The organism is Aeromonas sp. AE23HZ002T15, from assembly GCF_054165525.2.
This window is the reverse complement of sequence record NZ_CM201342.1, coordinates 2115338-2141058: the sequence shown is the minus strand read 5'-3', so window position 1 is coordinate 2141058 and position 25721 is coordinate 2115338. Positions and strand designations below refer to the sequence as shown.

General features: G+C 65.3%; 25 protein-coding genes. 13 read left to right on the top strand and 12 right to left on the bottom strand.

The features are described 5' to 3' along the window. Positions 1–52 precede the first annotated feature (52 nt). On the bottom strand, positions 53–565 hold the full coding sequence (locus ACT5M9_RS09880; RefSeq protein ID WP_457981807.1) for a phosphatase domain-containing putative toxin: 513 nt from the start codon (positions 563–565) through the stop codon (positions 53–55). 160 nt (positions 566–725) lie between these two features. Between ACT5M9_RS09880 and ACT5M9_RS09875 the strand changes: the two genes are divergently transcribed. Next, positions 726–1196, top strand: a complete 471-nt coding sequence (locus ACT5M9_RS09875) for an Lrp/AsnC family transcriptional regulator (protein WP_438551642.1) — start codon at positions 726–728, stop codon at positions 1194–1196. Between the two features lie 57 nt (positions 1197–1253). On the opposite strand, the gene ACT5M9_RS09870 is transcribed toward ACT5M9_RS09875, so the two are convergent. Further along, the gene (locus ACT5M9_RS09870) at positions 1254–3218 is read right to left on the bottom strand and encodes an LTA synthase family protein (RefSeq protein WP_457981808.1); all 1965 of its coding nucleotides are present in this window, start codon (positions 3216–3218) and stop codon (positions 1254–1256) included. A 260-nt stretch (positions 3219–3478) separates the two neighbouring features. On the opposite strand from ACT5M9_RS09870, the gene ACT5M9_RS09865 reads away from it, so the two are divergent. Continuing rightward, a complete protein-coding gene (locus ACT5M9_RS09865) occupies positions 3479–3751 on the top strand; it encodes a DUF2442 domain-containing protein (protein ID WP_438551640.1) in 273 nt (90 codons plus the stop codon). A gap of 124 nt (positions 3752–3875) precedes the next feature. Further along, on the top strand, positions 3876–5498 hold the full coding sequence (locus ACT5M9_RS09860; RefSeq protein WP_457981809.1) for an alpha-amylase family glycosyl hydrolase: 1623 nt from the start codon (positions 3876–3878) through the stop codon (positions 5496–5498). Between the two features lie 66 nt (positions 5499–5564). Here ACT5M9_RS09860 and ACT5M9_RS09855 read toward each other — a convergent pair whose 3' ends face one another. Both ACT5M9_RS09855 and ACT5M9_RS09850 read right to left on the bottom strand, forming a co-directional pair. Further along, positions 5565–6098 (bottom strand): MgtC/SapB family protein, encoded by a 534-nt coding sequence (locus tag ACT5M9_RS09855; RefSeq protein WP_457981810.1) that lies wholly within the window; start codon positions 6096–6098, stop codon positions 5565–5567. Between the two features lie 23 nt (positions 6099–6121). After that, the gene (locus ACT5M9_RS09850; protein WP_457981811.1) at positions 6122–7564 is read right to left on the bottom strand and encodes a RimK family ATP-grasp domain-containing protein; all 1443 of its coding nucleotides are present in this window, start codon (positions 7562–7564) and stop codon (positions 6122–6124) included. Between the two features lie 184 nt (positions 7565–7748). Between ACT5M9_RS09850 and ACT5M9_RS09845 the strand changes: the two genes are divergently transcribed. The 3 genes from ACT5M9_RS09845 to ACT5M9_RS09835 all read left to right on the top strand — a co-directional run bounded on the left by ACT5M9_RS09845 (position 7749) and on the right by ACT5M9_RS09835 (position 9319). Continuing rightward, positions 7749–8222, top strand: a complete 474-nt coding sequence (locus tag ACT5M9_RS09845) for a GNAT family N-acetyltransferase (protein WP_457981812.1) — start codon at positions 7749–7751, stop codon at positions 8220–8222. A 63-nt stretch (positions 8223–8285) separates the two neighbouring features. After that, positions 8286–8528 (top strand): DUF3624 domain-containing protein, encoded by a 243-nt coding sequence (locus tag ACT5M9_RS09840; RefSeq protein WP_457981813.1) that lies wholly within the window; start codon positions 8286–8288, stop codon positions 8526–8528. A gap of 44 nt (positions 8529–8572) precedes the next feature. Further along, the gene (locus ACT5M9_RS09835) at positions 8573–9319 is read left to right on the top strand and encodes an SDR family oxidoreductase (RefSeq protein WP_457981814.1); all 747 of its coding nucleotides are present in this window, start codon (positions 8573–8575) and stop codon (positions 9317–9319) included. Between the two features lie 56 nt (positions 9320–9375). On the opposite strand, the gene ACT5M9_RS09830 is transcribed toward ACT5M9_RS09835, so the two are convergent. Further along, complete coding sequence (locus ACT5M9_RS09830) at positions 9376–10848, bottom strand: C69 family dipeptidase (RefSeq protein ID WP_457981815.1); 1473 nt, start codon at positions 10846–10848, stop codon at positions 9376–9378. Between the two features lie 407 nt (positions 10849–11255). On the opposite strand from ACT5M9_RS09830, the gene ACT5M9_RS09825 reads away from it, so the two are divergent. Further along, positions 11256–11690 carry a hypothetical protein gene (locus ACT5M9_RS09825; protein ID WP_457981816.1) on the top strand — a complete coding sequence of 145 codons (435 nt, stop codon included), beginning with the start codon at positions 11256–11258 and terminating at the stop codon, positions 11688–11690. Positions 11691–11812: 122 nt separating this feature from the next. On the opposite strand, the gene ACT5M9_RS09820 is transcribed toward ACT5M9_RS09825, so the two are convergent. Further along, complete coding sequence (locus ACT5M9_RS09820) at positions 11813–12397, bottom strand: hypothetical protein (protein WP_457981817.1); 585 nt, start codon at positions 12395–12397, stop codon at positions 11813–11815. A gap of 216 nt (positions 12398–12613) precedes the next feature. Between ACT5M9_RS09820 and ACT5M9_RS09815 the strand changes: the two genes are divergently transcribed. Continuing rightward, positions 12614–13789 carry an iron-containing alcohol dehydrogenase gene (locus tag ACT5M9_RS09815; protein ID WP_457981818.1) on the top strand — a complete coding sequence of 392 codons (1176 nt, stop codon included), beginning with the start codon at positions 12614–12616 and terminating at the stop codon, positions 13787–13789. Between the two features lie 206 nt (positions 13790–13995). Here ACT5M9_RS09815 and ACT5M9_RS09810 read toward each other — a convergent pair whose 3' ends face one another. Together ACT5M9_RS09810 and ACT5M9_RS09805 are read right to left on the bottom strand one after the other, a co-directional pair. Further along, positions 13996–15264, bottom strand: a complete 1269-nt coding sequence (locus ACT5M9_RS09810) for an O-acetylhomoserine aminocarboxypropyltransferase/cysteine synthase family protein (RefSeq protein WP_457981819.1) — start codon at positions 15262–15264, stop codon at positions 13996–13998. 149 nt (positions 15265–15413) lie between these two features. Next, a complete protein-coding gene (locus ACT5M9_RS09805) occupies positions 15414–15590 on the bottom strand; it encodes a hypothetical protein (protein WP_457981820.1) in 177 nt (58 codons plus the stop codon). Positions 15591–15690: 100 nt separating this feature from the next. Here ACT5M9_RS09805 and sgrR point away from each other — a divergent pair, with 100 nt between their 5' ends. The 3 genes from sgrR (at position 15691) to ACT5M9_RS09790 (ending at position 18609) form a co-directional block, all read left to right on the top strand. Next, on the top strand, positions 15691–17397 hold the full coding sequence (gene sgrR / locus ACT5M9_RS09800) for an HTH-type transcriptional regulator SgrR (RefSeq protein WP_457981821.1): 1707 nt from the start codon (positions 15691–15693) through the stop codon (positions 17395–17397). Positions 17398–17481: 84 nt separating this feature from the next. After that, on the top strand, positions 17482–17877 hold the full coding sequence (locus ACT5M9_RS09795) for an acyl-CoA thioesterase (RefSeq protein ID WP_438551626.1): 396 nt from the start codon (positions 17482–17484) through the stop codon (positions 17875–17877). A gap of 30 nt (positions 17878–17907) precedes the next feature. Then, positions 17908–18609, top strand: coding sequence for a hypothetical protein (locus tag ACT5M9_RS09790; protein WP_457981822.1), 702 nt, complete (start codon positions 17908–17910; stop codon positions 18607–18609). An 89-nt stretch (positions 18610–18698) separates the two neighbouring features. On the opposite strand, the gene ACT5M9_RS09785 is transcribed toward ACT5M9_RS09790, so the two are convergent. Both ACT5M9_RS09785 and ACT5M9_RS09780 read right to left on the bottom strand, forming a co-directional pair. Beyond that, positions 18699–19451 (bottom strand): lipase secretion chaperone, encoded by a 753-nt coding sequence (locus ACT5M9_RS09785; RefSeq protein ID WP_457981823.1) that lies wholly within the window; start codon positions 19449–19451, stop codon positions 18699–18701. Continuing rightward, complete coding sequence (locus ACT5M9_RS09780; protein ID WP_457981824.1) at positions 19448–20359, bottom strand: lipase family alpha/beta hydrolase; 912 nt, start codon at positions 20357–20359, stop codon at positions 19448–19450. Before ACT5M9_RS09780 ends, ACT5M9_RS09785 begins: the two co-directional genes overlap by 4 nt. A gap of 279 nt (positions 20360–20638) precedes the next feature. Here ACT5M9_RS09780 and ACT5M9_RS09775 point away from each other — a divergent pair, with 279 nt between their 5' ends. Next, positions 20639–21064, top strand: a complete 426-nt coding sequence (locus ACT5M9_RS09775) for a DUF2753 family protein (protein WP_457982036.1) — start codon at positions 20639–20641, stop codon at positions 21062–21064. Between the two features lie 19 nt (positions 21065–21083). Then, entirely contained in the window at positions 21084–21698 is a 615-nt protein-coding gene (locus tag ACT5M9_RS09770; RefSeq protein WP_457981825.1) for a superoxide dismutase, read from the top strand. A gap of 72 nt (positions 21699–21770) precedes the next feature. Here the strand turns inward: ACT5M9_RS09770 and ACT5M9_RS09765 are convergent, their stop codons facing one another. After that, positions 21771–22676 (bottom strand): SanA/YdcF family protein, encoded by a 906-nt coding sequence (locus ACT5M9_RS09765; RefSeq protein ID WP_457981826.1) that lies wholly within the window; start codon positions 22674–22676, stop codon positions 21771–21773. A gap of 141 nt (positions 22677–22817) precedes the next feature. After that, positions 22818–25562, bottom strand: a complete 2745-nt coding sequence (locus ACT5M9_RS09760) for a collagenase (protein ID WP_457981827.1) — start codon at positions 25560–25562, stop codon at positions 22818–22820. Positions 25563–25721: the final 159 nt, after the last annotated feature.

The window sequence follows — 25721 nt, the reverse complement described above, 5'->3', positions numbered from 1 at the left end:
TGGAAGACATCGGCAAGGTGTTCGTTTACCCGCAGCCCAAGGAGTCATGCCCTCAGTCGGCCAGCTTCCTTGCCCAGCCATCGAGCCAGAGGCGGTGGCTGGCCAGGGTGAAGGCCTTGGGCCGACGGGCCCGGATGGCGGCCATGGCCTCCGATTGCGGCTGGCCCAGGGCCATCAGCAGGGCGGCCGCCACCAGGCCGGTGCGACCGCTCCCCCCGCGGCAGTGAATGGCGACCTGTTTGCCGTCCCGCAGCAGGGCGATGAGCTCCGGCAACAGCCGGCGCCAGTCCTGTTCGAAGTCGGCATCCGGTGCCTCGTCGTCCGCAATGGGCAGGTGGAACCAGCCCATGCCCCTGGCGTTTGCCTCGGCGCCGAGCCGGCTCAGGCCCAGGGCCTCCAGTTCATCAGTCGTCACCAGGGTGATGAGTGCCCGGGCCCCGGCCAGTTGCAGCTGGCTCAGGGCTTGCGGGGCGGGGACCTGCTGGGTGCCGGGGCAGGGAGTCAGCAGCAACTGGCCGTCGAGACGGGGAACTTCCAGGCTCCAGAAGGGGTGGGAGGGGTGCATGGGATTCCTTGTGAGGGTGGCTTGGTGTTGAACGGATCTGTCGGCGCCGGGCCCGAGTGCGGCAAAGCATAGAGACAGTGATTGCCATGTCAATGAGCGTTGTGTTCGGCCCGGTTTACGGGCAGAGTCTTAAAAAAATCGAGTGATGCAAGGAGTGAAGATGAGAAACCTGGATCAACTGGACTTGGACATCCTGGCCCATCTGTTTCGCGATGCGGGCATGACCAACAAGGATTTGGCCGCCCTGGTCGGGGTGGCTCCGTCCACCTGTCTGGAGCGGGTCCGCAAGCTGCAGCAGGACGGGGTGCTCAAGGGGGCCCACTGCGAGGTGGACTATCAGGCGCTGGGTGGTCATATCCAGGCCATGGTGTCCCTGCAACTGGCCCGCCACAGCCGGCAGATCATCGACGCCTTCCGCGACGCCATCCTGGCCCTACCCGAGGTGATCAGCCTGTTCCACATGGGGGGCAAGGACGACTTCCTGGTGCATCTGTGCGTCGCCGACACCGAACATCTGCGCAACTTCGTGTTCGATCACTTCACCGCGCGGGAGGAGGTGGTGCATCTGGAGACCTCCCTGGTGTTCGAGCACAAGTTCAGCCGCTCATTGCCCTGCTTCTCCCAGCCCTGAGCCGCGCAAGAGACAAAAAAACCGCCAGTTGGCGGTTTTTTTGTCTCTAGACCCTCATCAGTTCAGCACGGTCAAGTTGTCCGGCGCTGTCTGGTAGAGCCCTTGCTGATAGGCCAGGCTGCCCCAGAGCACCAGCCCCAGCGCCGCCTCCTTCATGGCGTCCGGTTGCTGTGCCCGGGTGAGCCGCTGGCTGGCCGGATCATACACATAGCCCTCCGCATCCCGCTCCGGCTGCAGTATCACCACGTCCCTGCCCCGCATCAGGGCGAAGTTCTTGTCGTACTGCATGAGGGCGCGCCCCGGCCAGTCCGCCGGCATCCGGGTCAGATCCTTGCCCAGCATGGGGTAGTCGGCGCTTATCCCCATCAGGGAGAGCAGGGTCGGCGCCATGTCTATCTGGCTCACGATGCGCTGATCTTGGCGGGGGGCTATGCCCTCACCGACGATGACCCCGGGGATGTGGAAGCGGGGGATGGGCACCAGGCTGGCGCCGCCGACCCGGCTGTCGTGATCGGCGATGACCAGGAACAGGGTGTCCTTCCAGTAATCCGACTGGCGTGCCTTCTTGAAGAACTCGCCGACGGCGTAATCCGCATACTTGGCGGCGTTGTTGCGGGTCTGTTTGGGCTGCTCAAAGAGTTCGATGCGCCCGTCAGGGAACTCGAAGGGATCGTGGTTGCTGGAGCTGAACACCAGGCTGAAGAAGGGCTTGCCCGCCTTGCTCAGGGCCCGGAAGGTCTCGTCCGCCTTGGTCATCAGATCCTCGTCCGAGGCGCCCCATGAGCCCTCGAACACAGGGTTCTCGAAGTCCTTCTGCTCGACGATGTGGCTGAAGCCGTTGCCGAGGAAGAAGCTGCGCATGTTGTCGAAGTGGCTCTCGCCTCCGTAGATGAAGCTGGTGCTGTAGCCCCGCTGCTTGAGCAAGTCCGCGATGGTGAAGAAGTTGGTCTGGCTCTTGCCGAGCTTGACCACGGCCTGGGCCGGCGTCGGCGTGAAGCCGGTGAGCACCGCTTCGATGCCGCGTACCGAGCGGGTGCCGGTGGCATAGAGCTGGTTGAAGGCCCAGCCCTCCTTCGACAGGGCATCGATATTGGGGGTGAGGGGCAGACCGCCGAGGGAGCCGACGAACTGGGCGCCCAGGCTCTCCTGCAGCAGGATCACCAGGTTCTTCGGCTTGCCGGTATGGCTGGCCTCGTTGAAGCTCTGGCTCGGCAGGGTCTCGGAGCTGAAATCCTGGCTCGGACGGCCGCTCTCCTCACGCACCAGCGCCAGGATCCGCTCCCTGGGCAGCTCGCCGTAGAACTCGCCGGCATTCTCCTCGGCCCCCATCTGCTTGATGGCGAAGAAGAGGGAGTAGGAGGAGTTGACCACCAGGGCGTTGATCAGGGGATCGCTGGCGAAGGCCACCATGGCCGGGTTGAGGGCGCGATGGCCCAGGCTGGAGCGGGCGCCGAGGAAGCCGACGGCCAGGATCAGCAGGGCGAAGGCGGGCCGCCAGTACCAGCGTGGGAAGCTGAGATCCCGTATCAGGCGGCCGCCGAGCCACCAACCGCCGGCCAGTACGCCTGTGCTGAACACCAGGGCGAGCAGCAGCTCTCCCTTGCGCCCGGCCCACAGCATGGCGAGCACCTCTTTCGGGTAGATGAGGTATTCGACGTAGAGACGGTTGGGACGCACCCCGTATTCGGTGACGAAGGAGGGGGTGGAGATCTCGAGGAACAGCATCAGCCAGAGCCCCAGGGTCAGCCAGACCCGGATCAACTGCATCCAGAGCCGACCGAGGGTATGGGGGCCGGCCAGCAGCAGGGTGAAGACGGCGGGCACGCCCCACACCCAGCAGAGGGTGGCGAAGTCGACCCTCAGGCCTTGCAGCAACAGCTGTGACCAGCCGTCGACGGCGTCAACCCGCTCCTGCTGCCAGAGTCCCAGGCCTATCCGGCTCGCGGAGAGGGTGATTAGCGCGATCGCCGAAAACACGGCTATGGGCCAAAAAGGTCCCATCCAATTCCTTATCCTTGTCATTGTTTTTCCTGAAAAAAGCCTGTTTGTAGAGCCCATCCGGGGCCACTTTTTATTGTGTTGCAAGGATATGACAGTGGCAATGCAATAAGGTTGCTGCCGGGGGCAGGAAAAATGTGTATCGGGGAGCCATCTCGCTGTTTTACCATCATTTATTGGTGAGTCGATGGTATAAACGGCTGATTGAAATGTGACTGCCATCACCAAGCCGGGGGCGGGCTTCTCTATAATGGCGCCGGTATCTCTCGAATGGAGCCGAGATCATGCCGGTCTTTCTGGATGTGGAGTATCTGCAGGGGTGGTGCCTGTTCGTGGTGCTCTCCGACGGCACCACGGGGGCGCTGGATCTGACCCCCTGGCGCGACCAGCCCCTGTTCGCCACCCTGACCACCGAGCGGCGCTGCGCCCGGGTCTTCATCAACGACCGCCATCAGCTGGCCTGGCCGGGCGGTTGCGTGCTGGCCGCCCACGAGGTCTATCACCTCATCACCCCCATCGACGAGCGCGAGGCGTTCAACAGCCGCAACCTGCATTGAACCGGCTGCGCTAACACGCTGAACCAGATAACGTTTTCAGTCACAGACCCCCTTCTGCCCGCTGGTTATTATGGCAGCAGTACGGCGCACCCTGCGCCTGCACCTCCACAGCGGGAAGATAACAATGAAACAGGGAAAGTTGCGCCATGGCGCTCTATTGGGGGCAGCCTTGCTCCTCTCTGCGTGCGGCAGTGGCGGCGGTGGCTCCAATGCCGAGACCCAGCCGCCCGTGGTCAATCCGCCTCCGCCTCCGCCTGCGGCCGCCCGGGCCTGCTATGGCACGGATCTGGCCGCCTGCAACCTGAGGATCTATCAGGTGATGGTGGAATCCTTCGTCGACGGGAACGGCGGTGCCAACTACGGGGTTGGCTATGGCCCCTCCCAGCATAACGGCGATCTGCAGGGGATCATCCAGAGCCTGGACCACATCAAGAGTCTCAACGTCAACGCCCTCTGGCTGACCCCGGTCTTCGACTCCTGCGCCGGTCAGGGGGGGGACGACAGGCTGGACGCCACCGGCTACTTCGCCTGTGACTTCTTCAACATCGACCCCAACTTCGGCACCAATGCCGAGCTCAAGACCCTGGTGGACGAGGCCCACAAGCGGGGACTCTATGTCCTGCTCGATGGTGTGTTCGGCCACGTAAATAAAGTGGGGGTGAGCAAGCCCTCTCCGGAGGGGCGTCTGCCAGCCCTCAAGAGCGGCGGCGCCGGCTATCCCGGCCAACTGGTGGATTACGGCAAGCCCGAGAGCCTCGCCTACTTCAGGGAGGTGGCCCGTCACTGGATCGAGCAGTACGGCATCGACGGCTGGCGCCTCGATCAGGCCTATCAGCTGGGTCTCGACGACTGGCGCGCCATCCGCGCCGAGGTGGAGCAGGCGAGCGCGGCCCGCAAGGCCGCCGGTCAGCAGTGGGGTACCCTTGGATACATGGTGGGTGAGGTGTGGAAGGGGGCGGACGAGATCCGCAGCGAGGCCTATGGCCCGAGCGACAAGCCGGCGCTCCCCTCGGCGTTCGATTTCCCCCTGCGCTACGGCCTGGTGCAGGCCCTGGCGGTGGAGGAGTCCGGCAAGGGCGGGCAGGGGGCCAGCGTGCTCGACGCCAGCTGGAACAAGGTGGAGAACTACCCGAACCATGCCATGCCGAACCTGATGCTGGGCAACCACGATCTGGTGCGCTTCGGCGACCTGCTGGAGCGCGGCGACTTCGATCCGGCGGGTTACTGGCTGCGCCACAAGGCGGCCCTGAGCTTCCTCGCGGCCCGCTCCGGTCCCATCACCCTCTATTACGGGGAGGAGTTCGGCGACGAGGTACCGGGCTTCGCCAAGGCGGTGAGCGGCGACTGTGCGGCCCAGGGGCTGTGCGACGATCACGTGGCCCGCAGCGATGGCAAGGTACCGGGCGTCACCGGCTTCGTGCCGAGCGGCGAGCAGGCGGATCTCAAGGCCTGGCTCGGCAGGCTGCTGGCCCTGCGTGCCGCTCACCCCGCCCTCTATCAGGGGGAACGGGTCAAGCTGGTGGCGGACGGCAGCGTCTACGGGGACATCAAGCAGAACTCTGCCGAGCAGATCGTCTATCTGCTCAACGTCTCCAGCACGCCCCAGAGCTACAGCCTGCCGGTCGGCAAGCTGCGCAGCGGCAGCGCCCTGGTGGACTTGCAGAGCGGCGAGAGCCTGAGCATCGGCGGCAGCAGCGTGACGGTCGAGTTGCCGCCTCTGACGGGTCGCTTCCTGCTGCTGCAATAACGAGGGGCATCAGGCAGGAAAAAGGGCTCCCATGGGAGCCCTTTTTGATCCGCCCTCGAGGCGTCGTTACTTCTCGATGCCGCTGCCGAGCTCGTCCCTGTGGTTGCCGGCGGGGGGATGGCCATTGCCGTTGCGCCAGATCTCCAGCCTGTCGTGTACGCCGCGGCGCAGGCTCTTGAAGCTGGTCTCCAGGTAGTGAACCCCCACCAGGATCCCCAGGGTGACGCCGGTGAGCAGCAGGGCCTGGTGCAGCAATCCGATGCCGATGAGGGCACCGAGGGCCGCCAGCATCCAGATGGTGGCGGCCGAGGTGACCCCCAAAACCTGGCCATCCCGGGTCATCATGACGCCGGCACCGAGAAAGCCGATGCCGGTGATGAGCTGGCCCAGCACCCGGGCCTGATCGGCGGCTACCGTGCTGACGGCGGCGCCGATGGCGAGAAAACAGTAAGTGCCGAGCACGATGAGAGAGGAGGTGCGAATGCCGACCGGCTTGCCGTGGAGCTGGCGCTCCAGCCCCACCAGACCGCCGCACACCAGACAGGCCAGGATGTTCTCCCAGCCGAGGGGCGCTATGTCCCACCACTGCGTTGTCATCATGTTCACCTCTGCATTCGATCTTGTTATCCGGCCGCGCCCTGCCCCCGGTTCTCCAGCCGTTGCCGGAAGGCCCTGGCCAGGCGCTCATAGAGGTCCTTCGCCTCCTTGTCTTCAATATCGCCACGTATCCAGGGATTGTCGATGATTTCCAGCAAGACGCAGTCTCGCCCCTGCTGGCGCAGGTCCACTCCGAACAGGCCGTTGCCGAGCTGATGGACGGCGCGGCGCGCGGTCTGCAGCACCCGCTCCGGCACCTCGTTCAGGGGGAGCGCCTCGATGCGGCTCAGGTCGAGGGGGTGCTTGCGGCGGCGGATCCGGTTGCCGGGCTCCGGGCGGAAGCGGCGGCAGGCGAACAGCGGCGAGCCGTCGAGGAAGCCGATGCGCCAGTCGAATTCGGCGGGGATCCGGCTCTGCACCAGCAGCAGGGCGGAGCGACCAAGCCCCTCGTCCAGCAGGCGGGCGAGCTGCTGCTCGTCGCTCGCCATGGCGAGATCCCGCCCCTGGGCACCGTCGGGGACCTTCACCATCAGCGGCAGACCGAGCCGCTGCACCAGCTCGTCCACATGGTGGCGACCGCGGCGGGTCACCACCATGGTCGGGGGCATGGGCACGCCGCTGCGCACCATCAGCTCGTAGAGGTAGAGCTTGTTGCTGCAGGCGAGGATGGCGCGGGAGCTGTCGATCACCGGCATCTTGAGCTGCTCGGCGCGGCGGGCGAACTCGAAGGTGTAGTGGCCCACCGCCGTCTCGGATCTCAGCCAGAGGGTGTCGAACTCAGGCAGCCGCTCGATGGCGGAGGGGGCCAGGATCTCGGCCCGGATCCCCTGGGCGGCGGCGGCCTGGATGAAGCGGCCGAGGGCCAGCTCGTCGCTGCTGGCACGGCCGTCGTTGGGATCCACCAGGATGGCGAGCTGATAGAGCGGCGCCGCCTGCTCCTCGTCGCTGGCCCCCACCAGGGCCTGGGCGTGCTGCAGCATCAGCTCCTTCTCGCCCTGGCTCAGCTCAAGCGGTGACAGGCTCTGCTGCTGGCGCACCGACCAGCCGTGGCGGCCGCGCTTGAGTGTCAGCTCCTGCAGCGGCAACTGGCTCAGGCCGTAGTAGTAGCGGGCCAGCCCCGCCAATTCGCTCTGCTCGCACTGGCCGAAGATGGCGCGTACCCGGATCCTGTCCTCGCTCTGGCGGCTCAGCCAGCCCTGCAGCTTGCGCCACAGCTTGGCCGGCGGCTGCTGGGGTTGCAGCTGGCTGATGGCCTGCAAGCCGGGCAGGCAGTGGTGGCTGCGGGCCTGGGCCAGCAGGGAGCAGTAGTAGCCGGCGCTCAGGTGCTCCAGGCTGCGACAGAGGTTGATGATGCGGGGACGCCCCCCCGTGGTGGGCAGGCCGTGCTGCAGGTAGGTACGGGCGGTCAGCAGATAGTCGGCATGGCAGGGCCAGTCGCCCAACTCCTCGACGATGACATAGGTACTCATATTTTCGGCTCCACAAAAAGGACTGCCCGGATGGCAGTCTCCCCAGTGGGCTTCGATGCACCGACAAGCACGACAATGGCGCGAGGGGAAACAAGAGGTTACAGTGCCTACTATCTGCCTTGGTAACTTGTGATACAAGTCGCATTTTTGGTGCTGAGGATAAATAACCGAACGAGGACACGCCTTGTTGACCCTACGTGCCGCCCAACCCGACGATCTGGGCGCCATCACCCGGCTGGAGCGTTACTGTTTTCCCCCCGAGGTCGCCTTCGGCCGCAGCCGCTGGCACTATCTGCTCAATCAGGCCAGGGGCCGCACCCTGTTGTTGCTGGATGAGAAGGAGCAACTGATGGGCTATCTGTGCGTGCTGGAGCACAGGGGCTGGGACAGGCTCACCATCCAGACCCTCGCCATCCGCTGGACCGTGCGCCGCCAGGGCTGGGCCCGCCGCCTGCTGGAGCAGGTGATCGCCGAGGGCCGGGCCGCAGGCTGGGGGGCCATCCGCCTCGAGGTGGCCGATGCCAATGCCGAGGCCGGTGCCCTCTACCATGGGTTGGGATTTCGCTCCCGGCTCAGGCTGCCGGACTATTACGGGCCGGGCCAGCATGCACACCGGCTGGTGTTGTCACTGCGGCCCGTTGAACAGGATCGGGCATGAGCCGCGACGATGGCTTCGCCGCCATCCGGGGCGGAATAAGCCGCGAGGCATCGAGGGGCTGGCATGAGCTGTGATGACTGCCTCGCCACCGCCATCCGCGCCAGGCTGGGGCGCTGCCCGGTCTGCGCCGGCCAGACCTTCGCCATTGGCCTGGTCGGCTGGCTGGCCTGGTGGTGGCTGGGGGCCGATGCCTCGGTCAATGCCCTCACCGCCCTGCTGTTCGCCCTTGGGGGCTCGGGCCTGTTCGGGCTGCACCTGCTGGTGTTTCTCTGGCGACGGTTCGCGGATCCTGGGCGAGATAATTGAATTGTTTTTAGCTATCAACAAGATAGATGACAATGGAGGTTCAGATGATTGCAATGGTAACGGGCGCTTCGTCCGGTTTTGGTGAGTCCATCAGCCGCCTGCTGGTGAACGCCGGCTATCGGGTGATAGGCACGGGCCGACGGGCCGAGCGGCTGACCGCCCTGGCCGAAGAACTCGGCGAGCGCTTCCTGCCCCTGGTGTTCGACGTGCAGGACAAGGCCGCTACCCGTGCCGCCATCGCGGGCCTCCCGGTCGAGTGGCAACAGGTGGATCTGCTGGTCAACAACGCCGGCCTGGCGCTCGGGCTCGAGCCCGCCCACAAGGCGGAGCTGGAGGATTGGGAGCAGATGATCGCCACCAACATCAGCGGCCTGACCCTGCTCACCCGCCTGCTGTTGCCGGGCATGGTTGAACGCAACCGCGGCCACGTGGTGAACATCGGCTCCATCGCCGGCACCTATCCCTATCCGGGCGGCAACGTCTACGGTGCCACCAAGGCGTTCGTGAAGCAGTTCAGCCTGAACCTGAGGGCGGATCTGGCGGGCACCGCCATCCGGGTCACCAACGTGGAGCCGGGCCTGTGCGGCGGCACCGAGTTCTCCAACGTGCGTTTCCACGGGGATGACGCCAAGGCGGCCTCCGTCTATCAGGGGGTGCAGGCCATCCAGCCGGAAGATATCGCCAATACCGTGCTCTGGGTCAGCCAGCAGCCCGCCCACGTCAACATCAACAGCATAGAAATCATGCCGGTGGCCCAGACCTTCGGGCCGCTCCAGATCAGCCGCCGCTGAGCCCGGTGACGCAATGAAAAGAGGCACCCCAGGGTGCCTCTTCCGTTTGCCGAACCCTAGAGGCTCATGATCTTCTTGAACTCCTCCTCCGAATACTTCTTCTCCGTGCTCTTGGTGAGATCCGTCATCAGCTTGTAGCGCAATTCTTTCGCCAGTTGATAGCTCTGCTCCAGCTGGCCGTAGGAGTAATCCGATGCCAGTTGCAGCGCCGTGCCCTTGTCGCTGGCGTAGGTCTGCTTGAGGGTCTTGTCCAGCACCGCCACCTCTCTGTAGTACTTGTCGCTCTGCTTGTGCCAGACCCCCCGCAGCAGGGGCAGGTACTTGTCCGGGTTGGTGTTGGCCAGCGCGGTCAGGCTGCGGAACTGCCAGTAGGCCGAGTCGTCGGAGTAGGTGTCGCTGCCGCTCTGATAGGGCAGGGGATAGGACTCCAGGGTGTTGTAGAGGGGCACCATCACCGACTCGGCCAGCACGCCGTAGCTCTGCCAGATGAGGCCCTGCAACTCTTTGGGCATCTCCTTGCGCAGCTGGATGATGTGGGACTCGAGCTGCCGATCGATGCGGATGGGCCGCTCCGCCTTGCCATCGAGGGGCGTGCCCTGATAGGTGGCGCTCAGCAGTCTGGTGACGTCCGGCACGGCGATGGGGGCATCCGGCTTCATGAACAGGGGGTACTGCGCCTGGCGGGTGGCTTGTTTGTGGGAGGCGCTCAGCATCTGCTGGCCGAGCCACTCCCTGTCCACGTTGTAGGGATCGGCGATGACCCCGAACGCCTTGGCGAAGTTGAAATCTTTCGGATCGGCGTTATCCAGCAGCTTGTGCTCACGCACGAACTCCAACAACTTGGGAGAGTGCAGCACATCGGCGTCGTCCAGGTTCACCCCGTGGATGCGCAGGCCGTTGGCCACCATGGCGTAGCTGTCGTCCGGCACCCGCACCGCGATCCAGTGGTGGCCGGAACCTATTTCCATCAGCCAGGCCTCGTTCACATCCGCCAGATAGAGGCTGTTGCCCTCACCGGCCCCATGCTGCTCCACATAGCGGCCGAGCAGCTCGACCCCCTCCTTCGCGCTCCTGGCCTGGGGCAGGATCAGAGTGGGGATGACGGCCTCGATGACCCCGTTCTCGATCAGGGGGTCGGCTTTCTGGGCCCGTTCGTTGACCTCGGCGCTGGTGGTGGCCGAGATGGCGACGTTGGCCTCGTTGATGCCGCGCTCCTCGTAGTACCCGCCGGCGGGCTCGCCGGTGGCGGCGTCCCAGTCACGGATGGCGGAGTAGGCGAGGAAGGCCTTGGGCATGGGCACCTCCAGCCCGTTGCCGAGCTTCCACAGCTTGCCCTCGTTCTGCCGGGCGAGATGGAAGACCAGGTGCTTGTTCCAGTTGTTGACGCCGAAGTCCTCGTTTCTGGCGATCATCACGCTGCCATCCGCGCTGGCGCCCTTGCCGACGATGAGGCCGGTACAGGCGTCGGCACTGGTGCCGAGCAGGGTTAACAGGGTGGCGGAGAGGAGACTCAAAGTGTGTCTTTTCATGAAATGACCCGAAGCTGATAGTCGATGAATGTCAGGTTGGGTGATGAGATGGGGCTTGCCGCAGGCCCCTGACGGCAATGGAAGATGCCGGTGTATTGGTCTGCATATTATTGATATCGCAAACAGTTCATCCACAATACCGCGTCCTGACCATATTGTGCGCTGGCATTTTATTCCTCTGTGGTTGTTTGTTTTGTGATCTCCGGTTCATTCCTGGCTTTCATTCGGTAAAGGGGGGGATGGCCGGCGAGATCGGCGGTCTCGTCTCATCCGGGCAATATGACTTGCGGTGAATGGTGCTGTTTGGATGCTACTGCGGCAACTTGGCCTGCAACTTGCTCTGCTCTAGCCATGACGGGGAAACATCCCCAAACGCCGGCAAGGCCGGCAGACAGCGTGGAGCCCTCATGGATATCAAACCCTATGGTCAACAACTCGCCCAGAGCGCGTCCCAGCAACGGGCCCTGGCCACCCTCAGCGCCAGTGACAGCCCGCAGGGGGGCGGCTGGGATCAACAGGTCAGCCTCTCCAGTCAGGTGATGACCGGCAAGGCGCAGCAGGTGCTGACCTATGAACATTTGGCCAGGAGCGGCAAGGGCGCGAGCCAGAGTGGCAGCGCCAATAATGCGGTGGTGCAGCAGCTGGTGGACAAGGCCCTGGGCTTCGATCGCAAGAAATTTGACGATCTCGAGAGTCAGCTTAAAGAGGTGGCCGGCAACAAACAGCTGTCGAGCGAGGAGCGGGAGACCCAGACCAGGGCCCTGACCGAGCAGCGTGACGCCATGCTCAAGGCGGCCATGGAGAAACTCACCGGCAAGAAATCGGAAGTGACGATCGCCTAGGGGTTATGACCCAAATGGCAATCTTCTGTGTCATGGAGGCAAGATATTGCCCGTCGGGACCAGGTGATATGACGAGAGAGGGAGGGTGATCCCCTCCCTCTCTTGGTTGAACCGCCAGCGCCTTATTTTTTCTCCGGCTCAATCCCGATGCCGATGGCCGTGGTCTGGACCGCCTTGATCTGATCCCCCTTGGCGATCAGGGCAAACTGGGCCGGGTCGTTCACCTTGACGGTTAGGGTCTTGTCCACGCCCTTGACCTTGATGGTCTGGGTCGCCTTGTCGACCTCGATGACGTCGGCGTAGATGGTCACCTGCATGCCGGCTCCGGCCCCCGGCTTGTCTCCTGCGGCGGCCTTGCTCCCCTCCACCTCCACCAGGCGTTTGCGCACCCCGGCGGTGCCCTTGAGCAGCTCCAGATCCAGCAGTTGCAGGTAGCGCAGCGCCACCACGTCCCCCACCTTGATGTTCTGCAGGTTGGTGACCTCTTCCCCGGCGACCAGATCGAAGGGCTTGCCCTCGGCATTCGTCAGGCTGACCTTGCGGGTGGCCAGGTCGATGGCGGTGACCGTCGCCTTGGCGGTGACCTCCTCCGCCAGGCTCGCCTCCCCGGGGGTGACGGCCACATTGGTGGTGACCACGGCGGCCTGCACGAGGGAGACCGACGAGAGGGTGAGCAGACCAGCAATCCAAGCGTGTTTCAGTTTCATCATAAAGATCCTGTGACCAGAAAATGGTGCGCCCCGATGGCGAAGTGGCAACGATGAGCCGACGATGGCAAGGGCCGGGTGGCCGCTTCCCGTTACCACCATAGCAAAGTCACACCTGAGTACCATCCCCTTCGCGTGGTTCCCCTCAATTTGGCAGGTTGGCAGGGTGTTCCCGTTTTTTGACCTCGCCCGTCCGGGGGCGCACAATCCCCCTGCATGTATTCAACCGAGGGCCTTGCCGTGTACAACTTCCAATATGCCAATCCGACCCGCGTCTGTTTCGGGGAGGGTCAGATAGCCAGCCTGCCCGAGCTCATTCCGGCGGGCAGTCGCCTGCTGGTGCTCTACGGGGGCGGCAGCATCAAGCAGAACGGGGTCTATCAGCAGCTGTGTGATGCTTTGGCTGGGATGGACTGGCAGGAGTTCCCCGGCATAGGTGCCAACCCTCAGTACGATCAGCTGATGGAGGCGGTGGCCCTGGTGAAGCGCGAGGGCATCGACTTCCTGCTGGCGGTGGGGGGCGGCTCCGTGGTGGATGGCACCAAGTTCGTGGCCGCCGCCGCCCGCTTCGCTGGGGAGGATCCCTGGGACATGCTGCTGCACAAGGCCGAGGTCTCAGCCGCGCTGCCCCTCGGCTGCGTGCTGACCCTGCCCGCCACGGGTTCGGAGAGCAATCCCGCCGCCGTGGTGAGCCGGGGGGAGGCCAAGCTCTCCTTCATGAGCTCGCACGTGCTGCCACAGTTTGCCGTGCTGGATCCCACCACCACCTACAGCCTGCCGGTGCGCCAGATCGGCAACGGCGTGGTGGATGCCTTCGTCCACATCACGGAGCAGTACCTCACCTTCCCGGTGGGCGGCGAGGTGCAGGACAGGCTGGCGGAGGGCCTGCTGCAGGTGTTGGTGGACAACGGCCCCAGGGCGCTGGTGGACCCCACCGACTACCAGGTGCGGGCGAACCTGATGTGGGCCGCCAGCCTGGCGCTGAACGGCCTCATCGGCCGCGGTGTGCCCCAGGACTGGTCCACCCATGCAATCGGCCATCAGCTCACCGCGTTGCACGGGCTGGATCACGCCCAGAGCCTGGCGGTGGTGTTGCCCTCTCTGCTGCGCGAGCAGGCGGCCCAGAAGCAGGAGAAGCTGGCCCAGTTCGCCGAGCGGGTCTGGCACTCCAGCCGGGAGGACAAGGCGCTGCGCATCGAGGAGGCGATCATCCGCACCGAGCAGTTCTTCCAGCAGATGGGGGTGGGCACCCGGCTCGCCGACTATGGGCTGGACGCGCGCTGCATCCCGGGCATCTGCTCCAACCTCAAACGCTTCGGCCTGACCGCCCTCGGGGAGCACCAGGATATCGATCCCGACAAGGTAGCCAGGATCCTCTCCCACGCCTGCTGAGGTCTGCTCATCGACAAGGCACTTCGGCCTGACGGCGCTGGGGGAGCACCTGGATATCGATCCCGACAAGGTGGCGAGGATCCTCTCCCACGCCTGCTGAGGGGCTGGGGCTCCCGAGAGCCGCCGCCGGAGCTGTCGCTCCTGCCCAATAGAAAACGCCCCGAGTTCGGGGCGTTTTGCTGGGTAACGGTTGGGGGAAACTGGCCTCAGGCCTCCAGGGCCTGATCCAGATCCGCCAGGATGTCCTCGATGGCCTCGATCCCCACCGACAGCCGGATCATCTCGGGTTTCACCCCGGCCTTGGCCTGCTCCTCCTCGCCGAGCTGGCGGTGGGTGGTGGAGGCGGGGTGGCAGGCCAGGGACTTGGCATCGCCGATGTTGACCAGCCGCTTGAAGATCTTGAGGGCGTCGTAGAAGCGCACCCCGGCCTCGTACCCTTCCTTCAGGCCAAAGGAGAGGATGGCCGAGGGGCGACCCTTCATGTACTGCTCGGCCAGCGGGTAGTGAGGGTGGCCCGGCAGGCCCGCATAGCTGACCCAGGCCACCTTGGGATGATGTTTGAGGTGATGGGCGACCCGCAGGGCGTTGTCCACGTGGCGCTCCATGCGCAGGCTCAGGGTCTCCAGCCCCTGCAGCAGCAGGAAGGCGTTCATAGGAGCCAGCGCCGCGCCTGTGTTGCGCAGCGGCACCGTGCGCACCCGGCCGATGAAGGCCGCCGGGCCGAAGGCCTCGGTATAGACCACTCCATGGTAGGAGGGTTCTGGCCGGGTGAGCTGGGGGAAGCGCTCGGCGTGCTCCGCCCAGGGGAACTTGCCCGAGTCGACGATGACGCCGCCGAGGGAGTTGCCGTGGCCCCCCACGTACTTGGTGAGGCTGTGCACGACGATGTCGGCACCGTGCTCTATGGGCTTGCACAGCACAGGGGTGGCGACCGTGTTGTCGACGATGAGGGGCACGCCACGGGCGTGGGCCACCCTGGCGAAGGCCGCCAGATCGACGATGTTGCCCGCCGGGTTGCCGATGCTCTCGCAGTAGACAGCCTTGGTCTTGTCGTCGATGAGGGCGGCGATGGCCTCGGCGCTGTCATCTTTCGCGAAGCGCACCTCGACCCCGAAGCTCGGCAGCATGTGGGCGAACAAGGTGTAGGTGCCACCGTAGAGCTGGGGGGTGGAGACTATGTTGTCCCCGGCTGCGGTCAGCGCCTGGATAGCGTAGGTGATGGCGGCGGAGCCCGCCGACACCACCAGTCCGGCGATCCCCCCCTCCAGGGCGGCGAGGCGCTGTTCCAACACGTCGTTGGTGGGGTTCATGATGCGGGTGTAGATGTTGCCGGGCACCGCCAGGTTGAACAGATCCGCCCCGTGCTGGGCGCTGTCGAACTCGTAGGCCACCGTCTGGTAGATGGGCACGGCCACCGCCTTGGTGGTGGGGTCGCTGGAAAAGCCGTGGTGCAGGGCCAGGGTCGCATCTTTCATCACACACTCCTTGTTGGATGTTTCACGTTGCCGTTGTTATAGATGGATAGACGTCCAATCTAACAGCCTCTGCCCGGTTGTAAACAGGCAGATCCGGCAAAGCTATTGCTTCTGCTGGCGATGTGATCCGGCCCCGATCCCGGGCCGCCTCAGAGGCGGCGGCGGTACTCTTTATCGTCTATCTGGGTCATGTCCCACTGCATCAGGCGGTTGAGCTGGCTCATGGGATCCTCGATCAGCGGCAGTGGGCGCGGCAGGATCCGCTGGAAGTAGCGGCGCAGGGTTTGCTGGATCCGGTTCGGTTTGGGGGAAGATGCCTGGCTCATGATGGTGCTCCTGTGAGGTTGTACTCATGTTCGGCATCAGTATTGGGCTAAAATGAGGAAGTGAAAACTGACGACTTCATTGCAATGGATTTCCTCTTTTATGCCCAGCACTCGCCTCTACCAGCAGTTTCAACGACTCGCCCAGCAGCTCGGGGTCGACGAGCGGGAGATAAGCCTCGCCGAGGTGGCCGAGCTCTTGTGCTGCACCCCGCGCAACGCCCGCCTCTTGCTGAGACGCATGCAGGAGCAGGGCTGGCTCAGCTGGTCCGCCGAGGCGGGGCGGGGGCGTCGCTCCCGGCTGACCCTGCTCGACAATCAGGAGGGGCTGATCCGGCGCCGGCTGCGGGAGCTGCTGCAGCAGGGGCTGCTGGCCCAGGCGGTGCGGGTGGCGGAGGAGAGGCTGGATCTGCTCCGCCCGCTGCTCATCGAGCAGCTCGGCCAGGCCACCCGGGCCGGGCGCCAGATCCTGCGGGTGCCCTACTACAGGCCGCTGCCCCATCTGCTGCCCACGGCGCCGTTGCGCCGCTCCGAGGTGCATCTGAGCCGCCAGATCTTCAACGGTCTGACCCGGCGAAATGAGGAAAATGGGGAAATCGAGGGGGACCTGGCCCATCACTGGGAGTACCTCTCCCCCTGCCACTGGCGCTTCTACCTGAGGCCGGCGGTGCGCTTTCACCACGGTCGCGAGCTGGGGATGGAGGACGTGATCGACAGCCTGCAGGCCCTGCGGGATCGCCCCCTGTTCGCCCATCTCACCCGGCTGGAGAGCCCCTGGCCCCGCACCCTGGACCTGCATCTGGACAGCCCGGATCCCTGGCTGCCCCATCTGCTGGCGGAACCCGTGGCGGCCGTGCTGCCGAGGGAGCTCAAGGGGGAGCCTGGATTCCCCCTGCAGCCCGTGGGCACGGGCCCCTACCGGGTGACAGAGAACGACCCCCTGCACCTGTGCCTGAGTGCATTTGACGACTACTTCGGCCTGCGCGCCCTGCTGGACGAGATCGACATCTGGATGCTGCCGGAGCTGGCGGAGCGGCTGGAGAGCCATCTTCAGCTGGGCAGCGACAGCCCGGAGCTCGGCACCATGCGGGGCGAATCCGAGCTGGAATCCGGCTGCTACTTCCTGCTGCAGGACGACAGATCCGCCCCCCTGCAGGATCCGGCCCTGCGCCAGTGGCTGGCCAATCTGCTCAACCCCATAGCCCTGATGGCACGGGTCGCCCCCGAGCTGCAGCGGGGCTGGACCAGCGCCCTGGGCCTCCTGCCCCACTGGCGGGAGGCCCAGGCCGATCCCGGCCCAGAACCGGCCGAGTTGCCGACCCGGCTGGTGCTGGCCTGCTTCAACCAGCACCTGGAGTTCAACGAATGTGGTCGCGCCATGGCCAGCCTGCTGGCCGAGCAGGGCATAGCGCTGGAGGTGCGCACTTTGGACTACGACCGCTGGGTGAGCGGGGTGGATGAGGACGTGGATCTCTGGCTCGGCACCCTGAATCTGGAGCACGAGCAGGCCTTCGCCCCCTACGCCTGGCTGCAGGGCACCCCTCTGCTGCGCCGGGTGTGGGCGGGCCAGCAGGGCCTGTGGCAGGGTCTGACGCAGTGGCGTGCCAGCGGTGTGGAGCCCGGCCCCCGCGCCCTGCTGGCCGAGGTGCAGCGCCACCACTGGTTCGTGCCCCTGTTTCACCACTGGCTGGAGCTGGAGAGCCGGGTCGGGGTGCACGGGGTGCGCATGACGGCCCTCGGCTGGTTCGATTTTCGCAGCGCCTGGTTGAAACCCGAGCAGGGGGCGAAGGGGGAAGAAAAGGGAGCCTGATCCCAGCGGGGCACCGGCAGGCTTGAGTCACAACCCCGGGCGCGCTAGCCTGTGCCCGGTCCAACGACAAGGAGTCGAATAGTCATGCTGGAAATGCAGATCCAACCCCGTTTTCAAGAGACAGATGCCCTCGGCCACATCAACAACACAGTGCCGGCGGTCTGGTTCGAGTCGGCCAGGGATCCCCTGTTCCGCCTCTTCTCTCCCGAGCTGGATGTGCGCGACTGGCATCTGATCATCGCGGGCTACGAGGTGCAGTTCAAACGGGAGCTGTTCTACGGCCAGCCGGTGACCATCAAGACAGGGGTGCGCCGCATCGGCACCAGCTCGTTCACCCTGTGGCAGGAAGCCTGGCAAGAGGGGGAGCTGGCCGTCACCGGCGAGACGACCCTGATCCATTTCAACTACCAGACCCGCCAGTCCCGGCCGCTCGACGAGCGGCACAGAGAGGGGCTCAAGGCCTGGTTGATAGAGCGTTAACCCAAGGCCCCTGGCCATCACAGGACACTTATGCGCAATACCCTGATCGCTCTCACGCTGGGACTCTGCTCCCTGCCTGCACTCGCGGCCACCCTGGCCGAACAGTTCACCCTGATGGAGAAGGGGGCCGAGAGTGCCCTCGATACCCGGCTGTTCAGCCACGACGGCGTGGACATCAAGGCCTGGATCGACGGCCAGCCCGTCATCATCGCCGTGCCCATCATGAACGAGCTGGGCCAGCTAGAGGGGGAGAGCCGCTACTACTTCAAGGGCGGCAAGCTGTTCGGGGTGAAGGAACCCGCCGCCCAGTTCGCCTTCGACGACGGGGGCTCCCTGACCCAGTGGCTGGATGAGAAGGGCCAACCGGCGGAGTTCGTCAGCAAGATGAGCATGCAGCAGCGTCAGGAGTGGCTCACCAAGCGGGCCACCGAGCTGAGCCAGCTGTTCGTGCCGAGCCAGGCTGAGCAGAAGGCCGCCAAGGGCGGCGTCAAGCTGAAGGGGGCCGAGCTGGCCCAGTGGCTGTGCAGCGGCAAGCTGATGGCCCTGGCCAAGGGCGACAAGGTGGAAGTCGAGCCTGCGAAGATCAAGGTGAGCGACGCGGGGGTGAAGGGGGAGGTCTCCCTGCGCCAGGAGAAGGGGTGGCAGGATCTCTGCTTCACCTGCGAGCTGCAGGGCACCCAGGTGACCCGCCTCACCTGGCAGCCCATGCCCGCCGCCAACAAGCCGCAATAAGGCGGCCGACAAATGACAAGGGGGCCTGGGCCCCCTTGTCGTTCATATCCGCCGCGGTTTTCTGGTCACAGGCAGCGTGCCGTGCCTGTCTATGGGGTTTCGCCGAGCTTTATCCTGGTCAGTGCCTCCACCCTTTTCCATTGCTCTGGCTGGAACCATTTGGCCAGTATCTCCTGCTGCTGTCCCAGCCTCTCGTCGAGGGAAAGGGGGGTCAGCTCTCCTAGATAACCCGCCAACTGCCGATCGAATGCCTGTCGGCTCTGATCCAGCTGATGCAGGCGATCCGTGGCCTCCTGCCCGAGCCGCTCCTGCAACAGGGCCGCCCGCTCCGTTTCGGAGAGCCGCTCCAGCTGCTGCAGATCCCCCAGCAGACGGCCGTTGGCGTCGGCCTCCCTGAACCACTGGGGCTGCTCCGCCAGCCAGAGCTCGAGCTCTGTGGCCAGCCCAGGCTTGTCGGCATCGCTCGCCTCCGCCAGCGCCTTGCGGCGCAGGGTCCATTGCTCCATCAGCCGGTCTTCGGCAAACAGCTGATCCTGCTCGGCTGGGGTGAAACTCTGTTGGCGCAACTGCTCGCGCTCGTCGAACAACAGCTGCAGGCTGGCGAGGCCGGGATCCGCCGGCACCGTCAGGCTGCCCTCTGCCGCGAGGAAGCCCTGATAGCGGCGCATCAGCGCGTCCCCCTCGCCCGTCTCTCCCTGCTCGATGCGCTGGGCCAGCTGGTGGCGCAGGGCTCCGCGCTCGGGGGCGGCCGAGAGGCTGGGCTCAGGTTTAGGCCACAGGGCCAGCCCTGCCAGCAGCAGGGCGGGGCCGAGCACTCCCAGCATCAGCGTCCCCCGCTTCATAGCCCCAACCCCTGCAGGCGGTTGGCGTGCTGGCGATAGAGGGTGAGGGGATCCGTCTCGAACAGATGGTGGATGCCGAAGGACTGGTTCACCTCGTCCAGGTGGTTCATCCGGTAGCCGGTGCCGATGACCTTGCCGAGGTGGCTGCTGCACACCCCCACCAGGCCGTCGTTGGGCTCCTTGAAGAAGGTGCCGGTCAGCGCCAGGGCGGGATCCACGGGATCCAGGATGTTGGTCATGTTGCCGCGCCCGCTCCAGGAGAAGTAGTAGACCCCGTTGGCGGCCCGCAGCGGCCCCTCGCCGCAATACTGGCCGGGCAGTCCCTCCGGATAGCGTTGGTTGAAGCGCTGGGCCCCGGCGCTGGTGAGGGCGTCGAGGGCCTTGAGGGGATCCTGGGGTAGGCTGCTGCCCCCAGAGAGCAAGGAGATGACCCCGGACAGGGCCGAGGCCGCCGCCACCGCCAGCTGCTCGGCCGCCGAGCCGGGTTTGACGCTGGTGCGCACCAGATCCGCTATCTCTGAACCCTGGTTGACGCCCCCCACGCTGGTGGCGGAGGCGACCAGCTCGGGGGCGACCGAGGCCACGTAGCGGATGGTGGGGCCGCCGTGGGAGTGACCGATGAGGTTCACCTTCTCCGCCCCCGTGATGGCGAGTACCTGCTGCACCTGCTTGAGCAGCTGCTCACCGCGCAGCTCGGAACTCTGGGTGGCGGAGACCTGGGCCACGTAGACTCTGGCGCCGTCCCGGCTCAGCGCCTGGGGAATACCGTAGAAGTAATCGACCCCGAGCAACTTGTCGAAGCCGAACAACCCGTGCACCAGCACTATGGGGTAACGGGTCTGGGTGTAGCCGGCCCCCTGGGCCAGCAGGGGCAGGGCGCAGAGCAGCGCCAGAAGCCATTTTTTCATCTGCATCATCCTTGTGTCGACAGACTGCCCTTGGCAGCCACCGGCCTCATGCCAGTGCCCATCAGCATGGTCGCTGAACTCGAATGTATCTGTGGGTGCGGTCACTAAACCGGCCATCTCGGTAAAACACTACCCATATGGGCAGAAGGAAGTGGCAAATCTATCCCTTGTGTTCCCCCCTTAAATAAGTTAAATAATAATTATTATCATTTCGGTGTTCAAGGCATGACAGCAAGCTGGGTGAAGGGATGGGTCGGCGCGAGTGACGCGGACAACAGCATGGCGCACTGGAAGCGGCAGACCCTGTGCGGCAACCGCCATTTCGATGCGGGAGAACATGCCAAGGCCCTCGACTGCTACCAGCAGGCGCTCTGGCTGGCCCGCCAGCAGTTCTCCTTCTGGCCGGATGCCGACGAGGCGGTGGCGGCCCTGGTGGTGGCCCATCACAACATGGCGGATCTGCTGATCGCCATGACGTTGCCGGACAGGGCCGCGGATCTCTTGTGCCATATTCACGACTGCCTGCTGGCCACCAGCCAGTCACCGGCCTGCTCCCAGTCCCTGCGCACCTCCGCCCGGCGCCATAGCCACAACACCCGTACCGAGCTGCTCGCCTTCGTGCGCAGGCACGGTAGCCACGACGGCATTCAACGCTGCCTCGGCCAATGCCTGTGCCAGACCGAGCCGGCCTCCCGACTGCATTAACCCGATAAGAGAGACGAACATGAGCCATACCCTGCCCGCCCTTGCCTACGCCTACGATGCCCTCGAGCCCCATATCGATGCCCTGACCATGGAGATCCACCACAGTCGTCATCATCAGACCTACATCACCAACCTGAACGTCGCCCTGGAAGGGGCCCCCGAACTCGCCGCCTTGCCGGTGGAGGAGTTGCTGGCCCGTTTCGACAGCCTGCCGGCCAAGATACAGGGGGCGGTGCGCAACCACGGCGGCGGTCACGCCAATCACAGCCTGTTCTGGCTGGTGATGAGCCCGCAGGGTGGCGGTGTGCCGAACGGTGCCCTGGCGGCTGCCATAGAGCGGGATCTGGGGGGGCTGGATGCCTTCAAGCAGGCCTTCACCCAGGCGGCCCTGAGCCGCTTTGGCAGCGGCTGGGCCTGGCTGGTGGTGGACAAGGCCGGCAAGCTGCAGGTGGAGAGCAGCGCGAACCAGGACAGCCCATTGATGCAGGGCAACACCCCCATCTTGGGGCTGGATGTGTGGGAGCACGCCTACTACCTCAAGTATCAGAACAAGCGTCCCGACTACATCGCCGCCTTCTACAACGTCGTGGATTGGGCCGAAGTGGCACGTCGCTACCAGCAGGCGCTGGCATAGGCGCAGATCACTACAGATGAAAAAAGAGACCCGCCAGCTGGCGGGTCTCTTTTTGATGTTTCGTCGCCGAACTCAGTCGGTCGCCGTGTCGGCACTGGTGGGGGCAGCCGCACTGCTGGCGGAGGCTGCCGGGGTCAGGGTGCTGACCGCCGCACTGGCCGAGGTCGCTACCGCCGCGCTGGGCACGGGTTGCGATGGCTTCGCGGGCGTGGCCGGTGTCTTGGCCGCGGGAATGGGCAGGCAGGGCTGGCTGGCGCCCAGGGTACTCAGGGCCTGGCAGGGGATGGGGCCGCCGATGACGATGGGCTCGCCGAGGAACTTGGGGCCCTTGTCCAGCACATAGAGATCGAGCAGCCCCATCAGGCGGGCGAACACCTCCCGTACCCGGGTGCGGATCCCCTGATAGGCGCTGGGGTCCAGGGCGTTGAAGCCGACCGCATCTATGCCGAAGTGGCGGGCGATGAAGATGGCGCGCTCGTTGTGGAAGGCCTGGGAGACCACGGTGAAGCGGGACTGGCCGAACACCTCCTTGGCCCGCACCACGGAGTCCAGGGTGCGAAAACCTGCGTAGTCGCTGTAGATGGCGCTGGCGGGAATGCCGGCCTGGATCAGGGCCCGCCGCATCTGGCGCGGCTCGTTGTACTGCACGGTGGCGTTGTCGCCGGATACCAGGATGTAGTCTACCTTGCCGTTGTTGTAGAGCTCGGCGGCGGCCTTGATCCTGTATTTGAAGTAGTGGTTCGGGCTGCCCCCGATCAGGTATTTGGAGGTGCCGAGCACCACGGCGACCCTGTTGTAGGGCACGGCGTCGACGTCGTCATAGGTGTAGTGACGGGCGTCCGAGACGGTCCACTCGCTGTAGCCCAGCAGCGCGGCGGCGGCGGCCAGCAGCAGGCAGAGGCAGGCGAGCAGGATCTTGGCAAACTTCTTCATGCGCGGTGCGATTCGGGTCTGAAGTAAGGGATGACAGGGAGCCATTCTATTACAAGTTGGCTGCCGGCGTCAGGCTTGATGGCCCCGAAGGATGTCACTCGGGCAGAGACTGTCGCTGGCAGGAAGGGGGCTTGGCGGGAAAATTCAGGGGCGGCATGGCCGCCCCTGTGGTGGCAAGGAGAAGACTCAGTGGGCTGAGTCGTTGCCCTGGCAGGCCTCGGAGTCCTTGTTGGCCTCCCACCAGGGCAGCAGTTCACCTGCCAGCCAGTCCTGATAGGCCTCGCTGTCGCTGGCGATCAGGTTGTCCAGCTCGCCCTCGAAGGCCCCCATCGCCTGAGCCTGATCCGGGTTGCGCAGGGCCTGGGCCATGGCCAGCCAGCTGGCACCGCGGCCGGTCTCGTTCAGGAAGCGGTGCACCGTATAGGACCAGGAGTAGACCATCTCGCCCCCCTTGTCGTAATCCAGGTGCAGGATCTCGGCGAGGCTGGGGCGCTCGCCCGCCGGGCGGGCGGCGACGTTGTCCAGGCCGCGGGCGAAGCACTGGCCATGGGCGATGAACTCAGCCAGCCCTTCCGACCACCAGGTGGTGCGGTTGAGGGGGTAGTGACCGAAGCTGCCGTACTGGTTGAAGCGGCCGTCCAGGTAGTGGACGTACTCGTGACGCAGGTTCCACACCTGGAAGGCGGGGCGTTTCCACTCCGCCTCATAGGCGAAGAAACGGGCCTGGTTGCCCGGGCGCGCCGGATCCCCCTCGATGTAGATGCCGCCGTTGTCGGTGGATACGCCGCCGAACAGGGCGCTGCCGTAGCGTTTCCAGTCGGCGGATGAGTCGAAGATCACCAGCTCCAGGGCCTCGTTGAGATCGTCCGCCACCGGCTGGCCACCGGTCTGCATCTGCTGGTGGAACTGCTGCTCCTCGGCGCCGAGCTCACGGCAGATCCCCTCCGCCTGACCCATGGTCAGATCCTGGGCCCGCAGGCGCAGGGTGGGGGAGCAGGTGTGTTCGAACGGCAGCACGTCCTCCACCCGGATGGGGGTGCACAGGCCGGCGAAGTCACCGCTGATGCAGGCCTCGCTGGTGCGATCCGTGTAGGTCAGGTAGTAGGTGGAGAGGGTCAGGGACATGTCCTCCAGCAGAGCCGGGCTCTGGCTGCCCCCCGGGATCAGGCCGTGGTGACGGATCTGGGCGATGACGGAGTCATCCAGCTGCTTGCGATAGGCTTCTGCCTCGTCCGGGCGGGTGTAGCGGGCAACCCGGTAGAGGCGGGTGTAGGCGTCCAGCACGTTGTTGAGCAGGAAGAGATCGGCGCCGTCCCGTCCTTGCCACAGGGCTAGCTCGCTCATGCCGATGGCGTGCAACTGCTTGCGCAGTTCATCGTCCTGCTGGCGGAAGTCGGCGGCGAAGGGGGTGGCGTAGTCGCTGGCGAAGTCGATGAAGTTCAGCAGATCGAACAGGCCGGTCGCCCAGGGGTGGCGGCCGTTGATCTCGCCGGCGTGGCGGGTGCTGTAGGCCAGCATCTGGTTGAACTGGCCGAGCAGGGTGCCGAACCGGCTCTGCACCGCCGGGCTCCTGAACTGGCCGTGCAGGGCGATGCTCCAGGCACCGATGACGGCCCCCACCTCATCGCTCGCCTGCTCGGGATAGAGCAGGGGATGGGCCCCGAGGGCGGTCAGCGCCTCGGCCAATGCCTCGGCGGCGGCGGGGCCATCCTCCTTGTGCTTGCCGTAGTTGTGATAGTTGTGGGCGCGCACGTACTCCAGCAGCAGCTTCATGGCCGGATGGGCCGGCTGATTGGCCGCCAGCAGGCTCTGGATACCGCGGGAGACCGCCAGCAGCTTGGTGTCGTCGTGGCCGTAGTTCTCCTGCCACACCGGGGCGGGCTGGCCGCTGGCATCCTGCACTATCCTGGCCGCTTCGGCGTCCAGCAGCTCGGTGCCCGGCAGATCCGGCTCGGAGCAGGCCCGGCCATCGGCACGGCGGCAATCGAGCTGCTCCTCCTTGCTGGCCAGTATGATGGGACGATTGAGGGTCCGGCTCTCCTGCCACTCGGCCGTCTCCGGCAGGGCCTGCCACTCGCTCCCCCCGACCGGGTACTGATAACCGGTGTCTTTCAGGACCACCTGCACCTCGCTGCCGGCGGGCAGGGTCTGGCGGCAGACCCGGTAACTGATGGTCTTGTCCCCCTCCTGGCGGGTCTGGGGCTCGTCGCACTCCTGCTGGGTCTTCGCCTCGTCCAGCAGCCAGCTGTACTGGCGCCAGACATGCAGCTCACGCACCTGGCTGGCGGCCTGACTGCCCGCCACGGGTTGTAGGCGGAAGAAGATCTGCTCGAGCCGACCATCCCGCTCGTTGGGGGTCTCCTCCAGCACGCTCAGCTGTTGCCAGTTCTGCGGCTGATACTGCCAGGATGACTCGGCGCAGCGCCCCTCGGCATTGAGCTCGCAGCGATCCAGCTCCCGCTCGCTGTGCCCCAGAACGATCCGCTCCGCCAGGGGCAGGTGATCCGGACGCGGGGCAGTCGGCGTGCCCGCCAGGGGCTCCCAGCGTCCCTGTTTCAGGCCATAGCCGAAGTCATAGCTGCTGGCCGGCACCGCCTTGCCCATCGGCACGACCTCTTCGCAGCTGAGATAGCGGATCTGCCAGCCCTGCTCGACCCGTACCCTGGGCTCACCGCACTGCTGTTCGGCCAGGGGGGCGAGATCGGCTGCCTGCCAGTCGAAGCGGCGATAGACCCTCAGTTGCTGATAGGGGGCGCTGGCGTCGCGGGCGCCCAGCTCATAGGTGACTTCGGTGATCCTGTCTCCGAGCTGGCGGCTCGATTCGCCGTTCAGTTGGTAGTGCCGCCAGTCGGCGCTGTAGTTGGCCAGCGCCGAAGTGGCGAGCAGGCTTGGGGCTGCCAACAACAGCAGCCGGGTACCCAGGTGGTTCATGGTGATCCCTTTGGTGGATGAATGGGTGTGGGGGATCGGAGAGGGTAGTGGGCTCCAAAAGAATATCAATTGGCCAGTTGGGCTGGGGCAATGATCCCTTTCACATGCAAGATGGCAAAGTCAGCCCCATTAGGGGCCACCTTGATAGCAAGGGCTTAG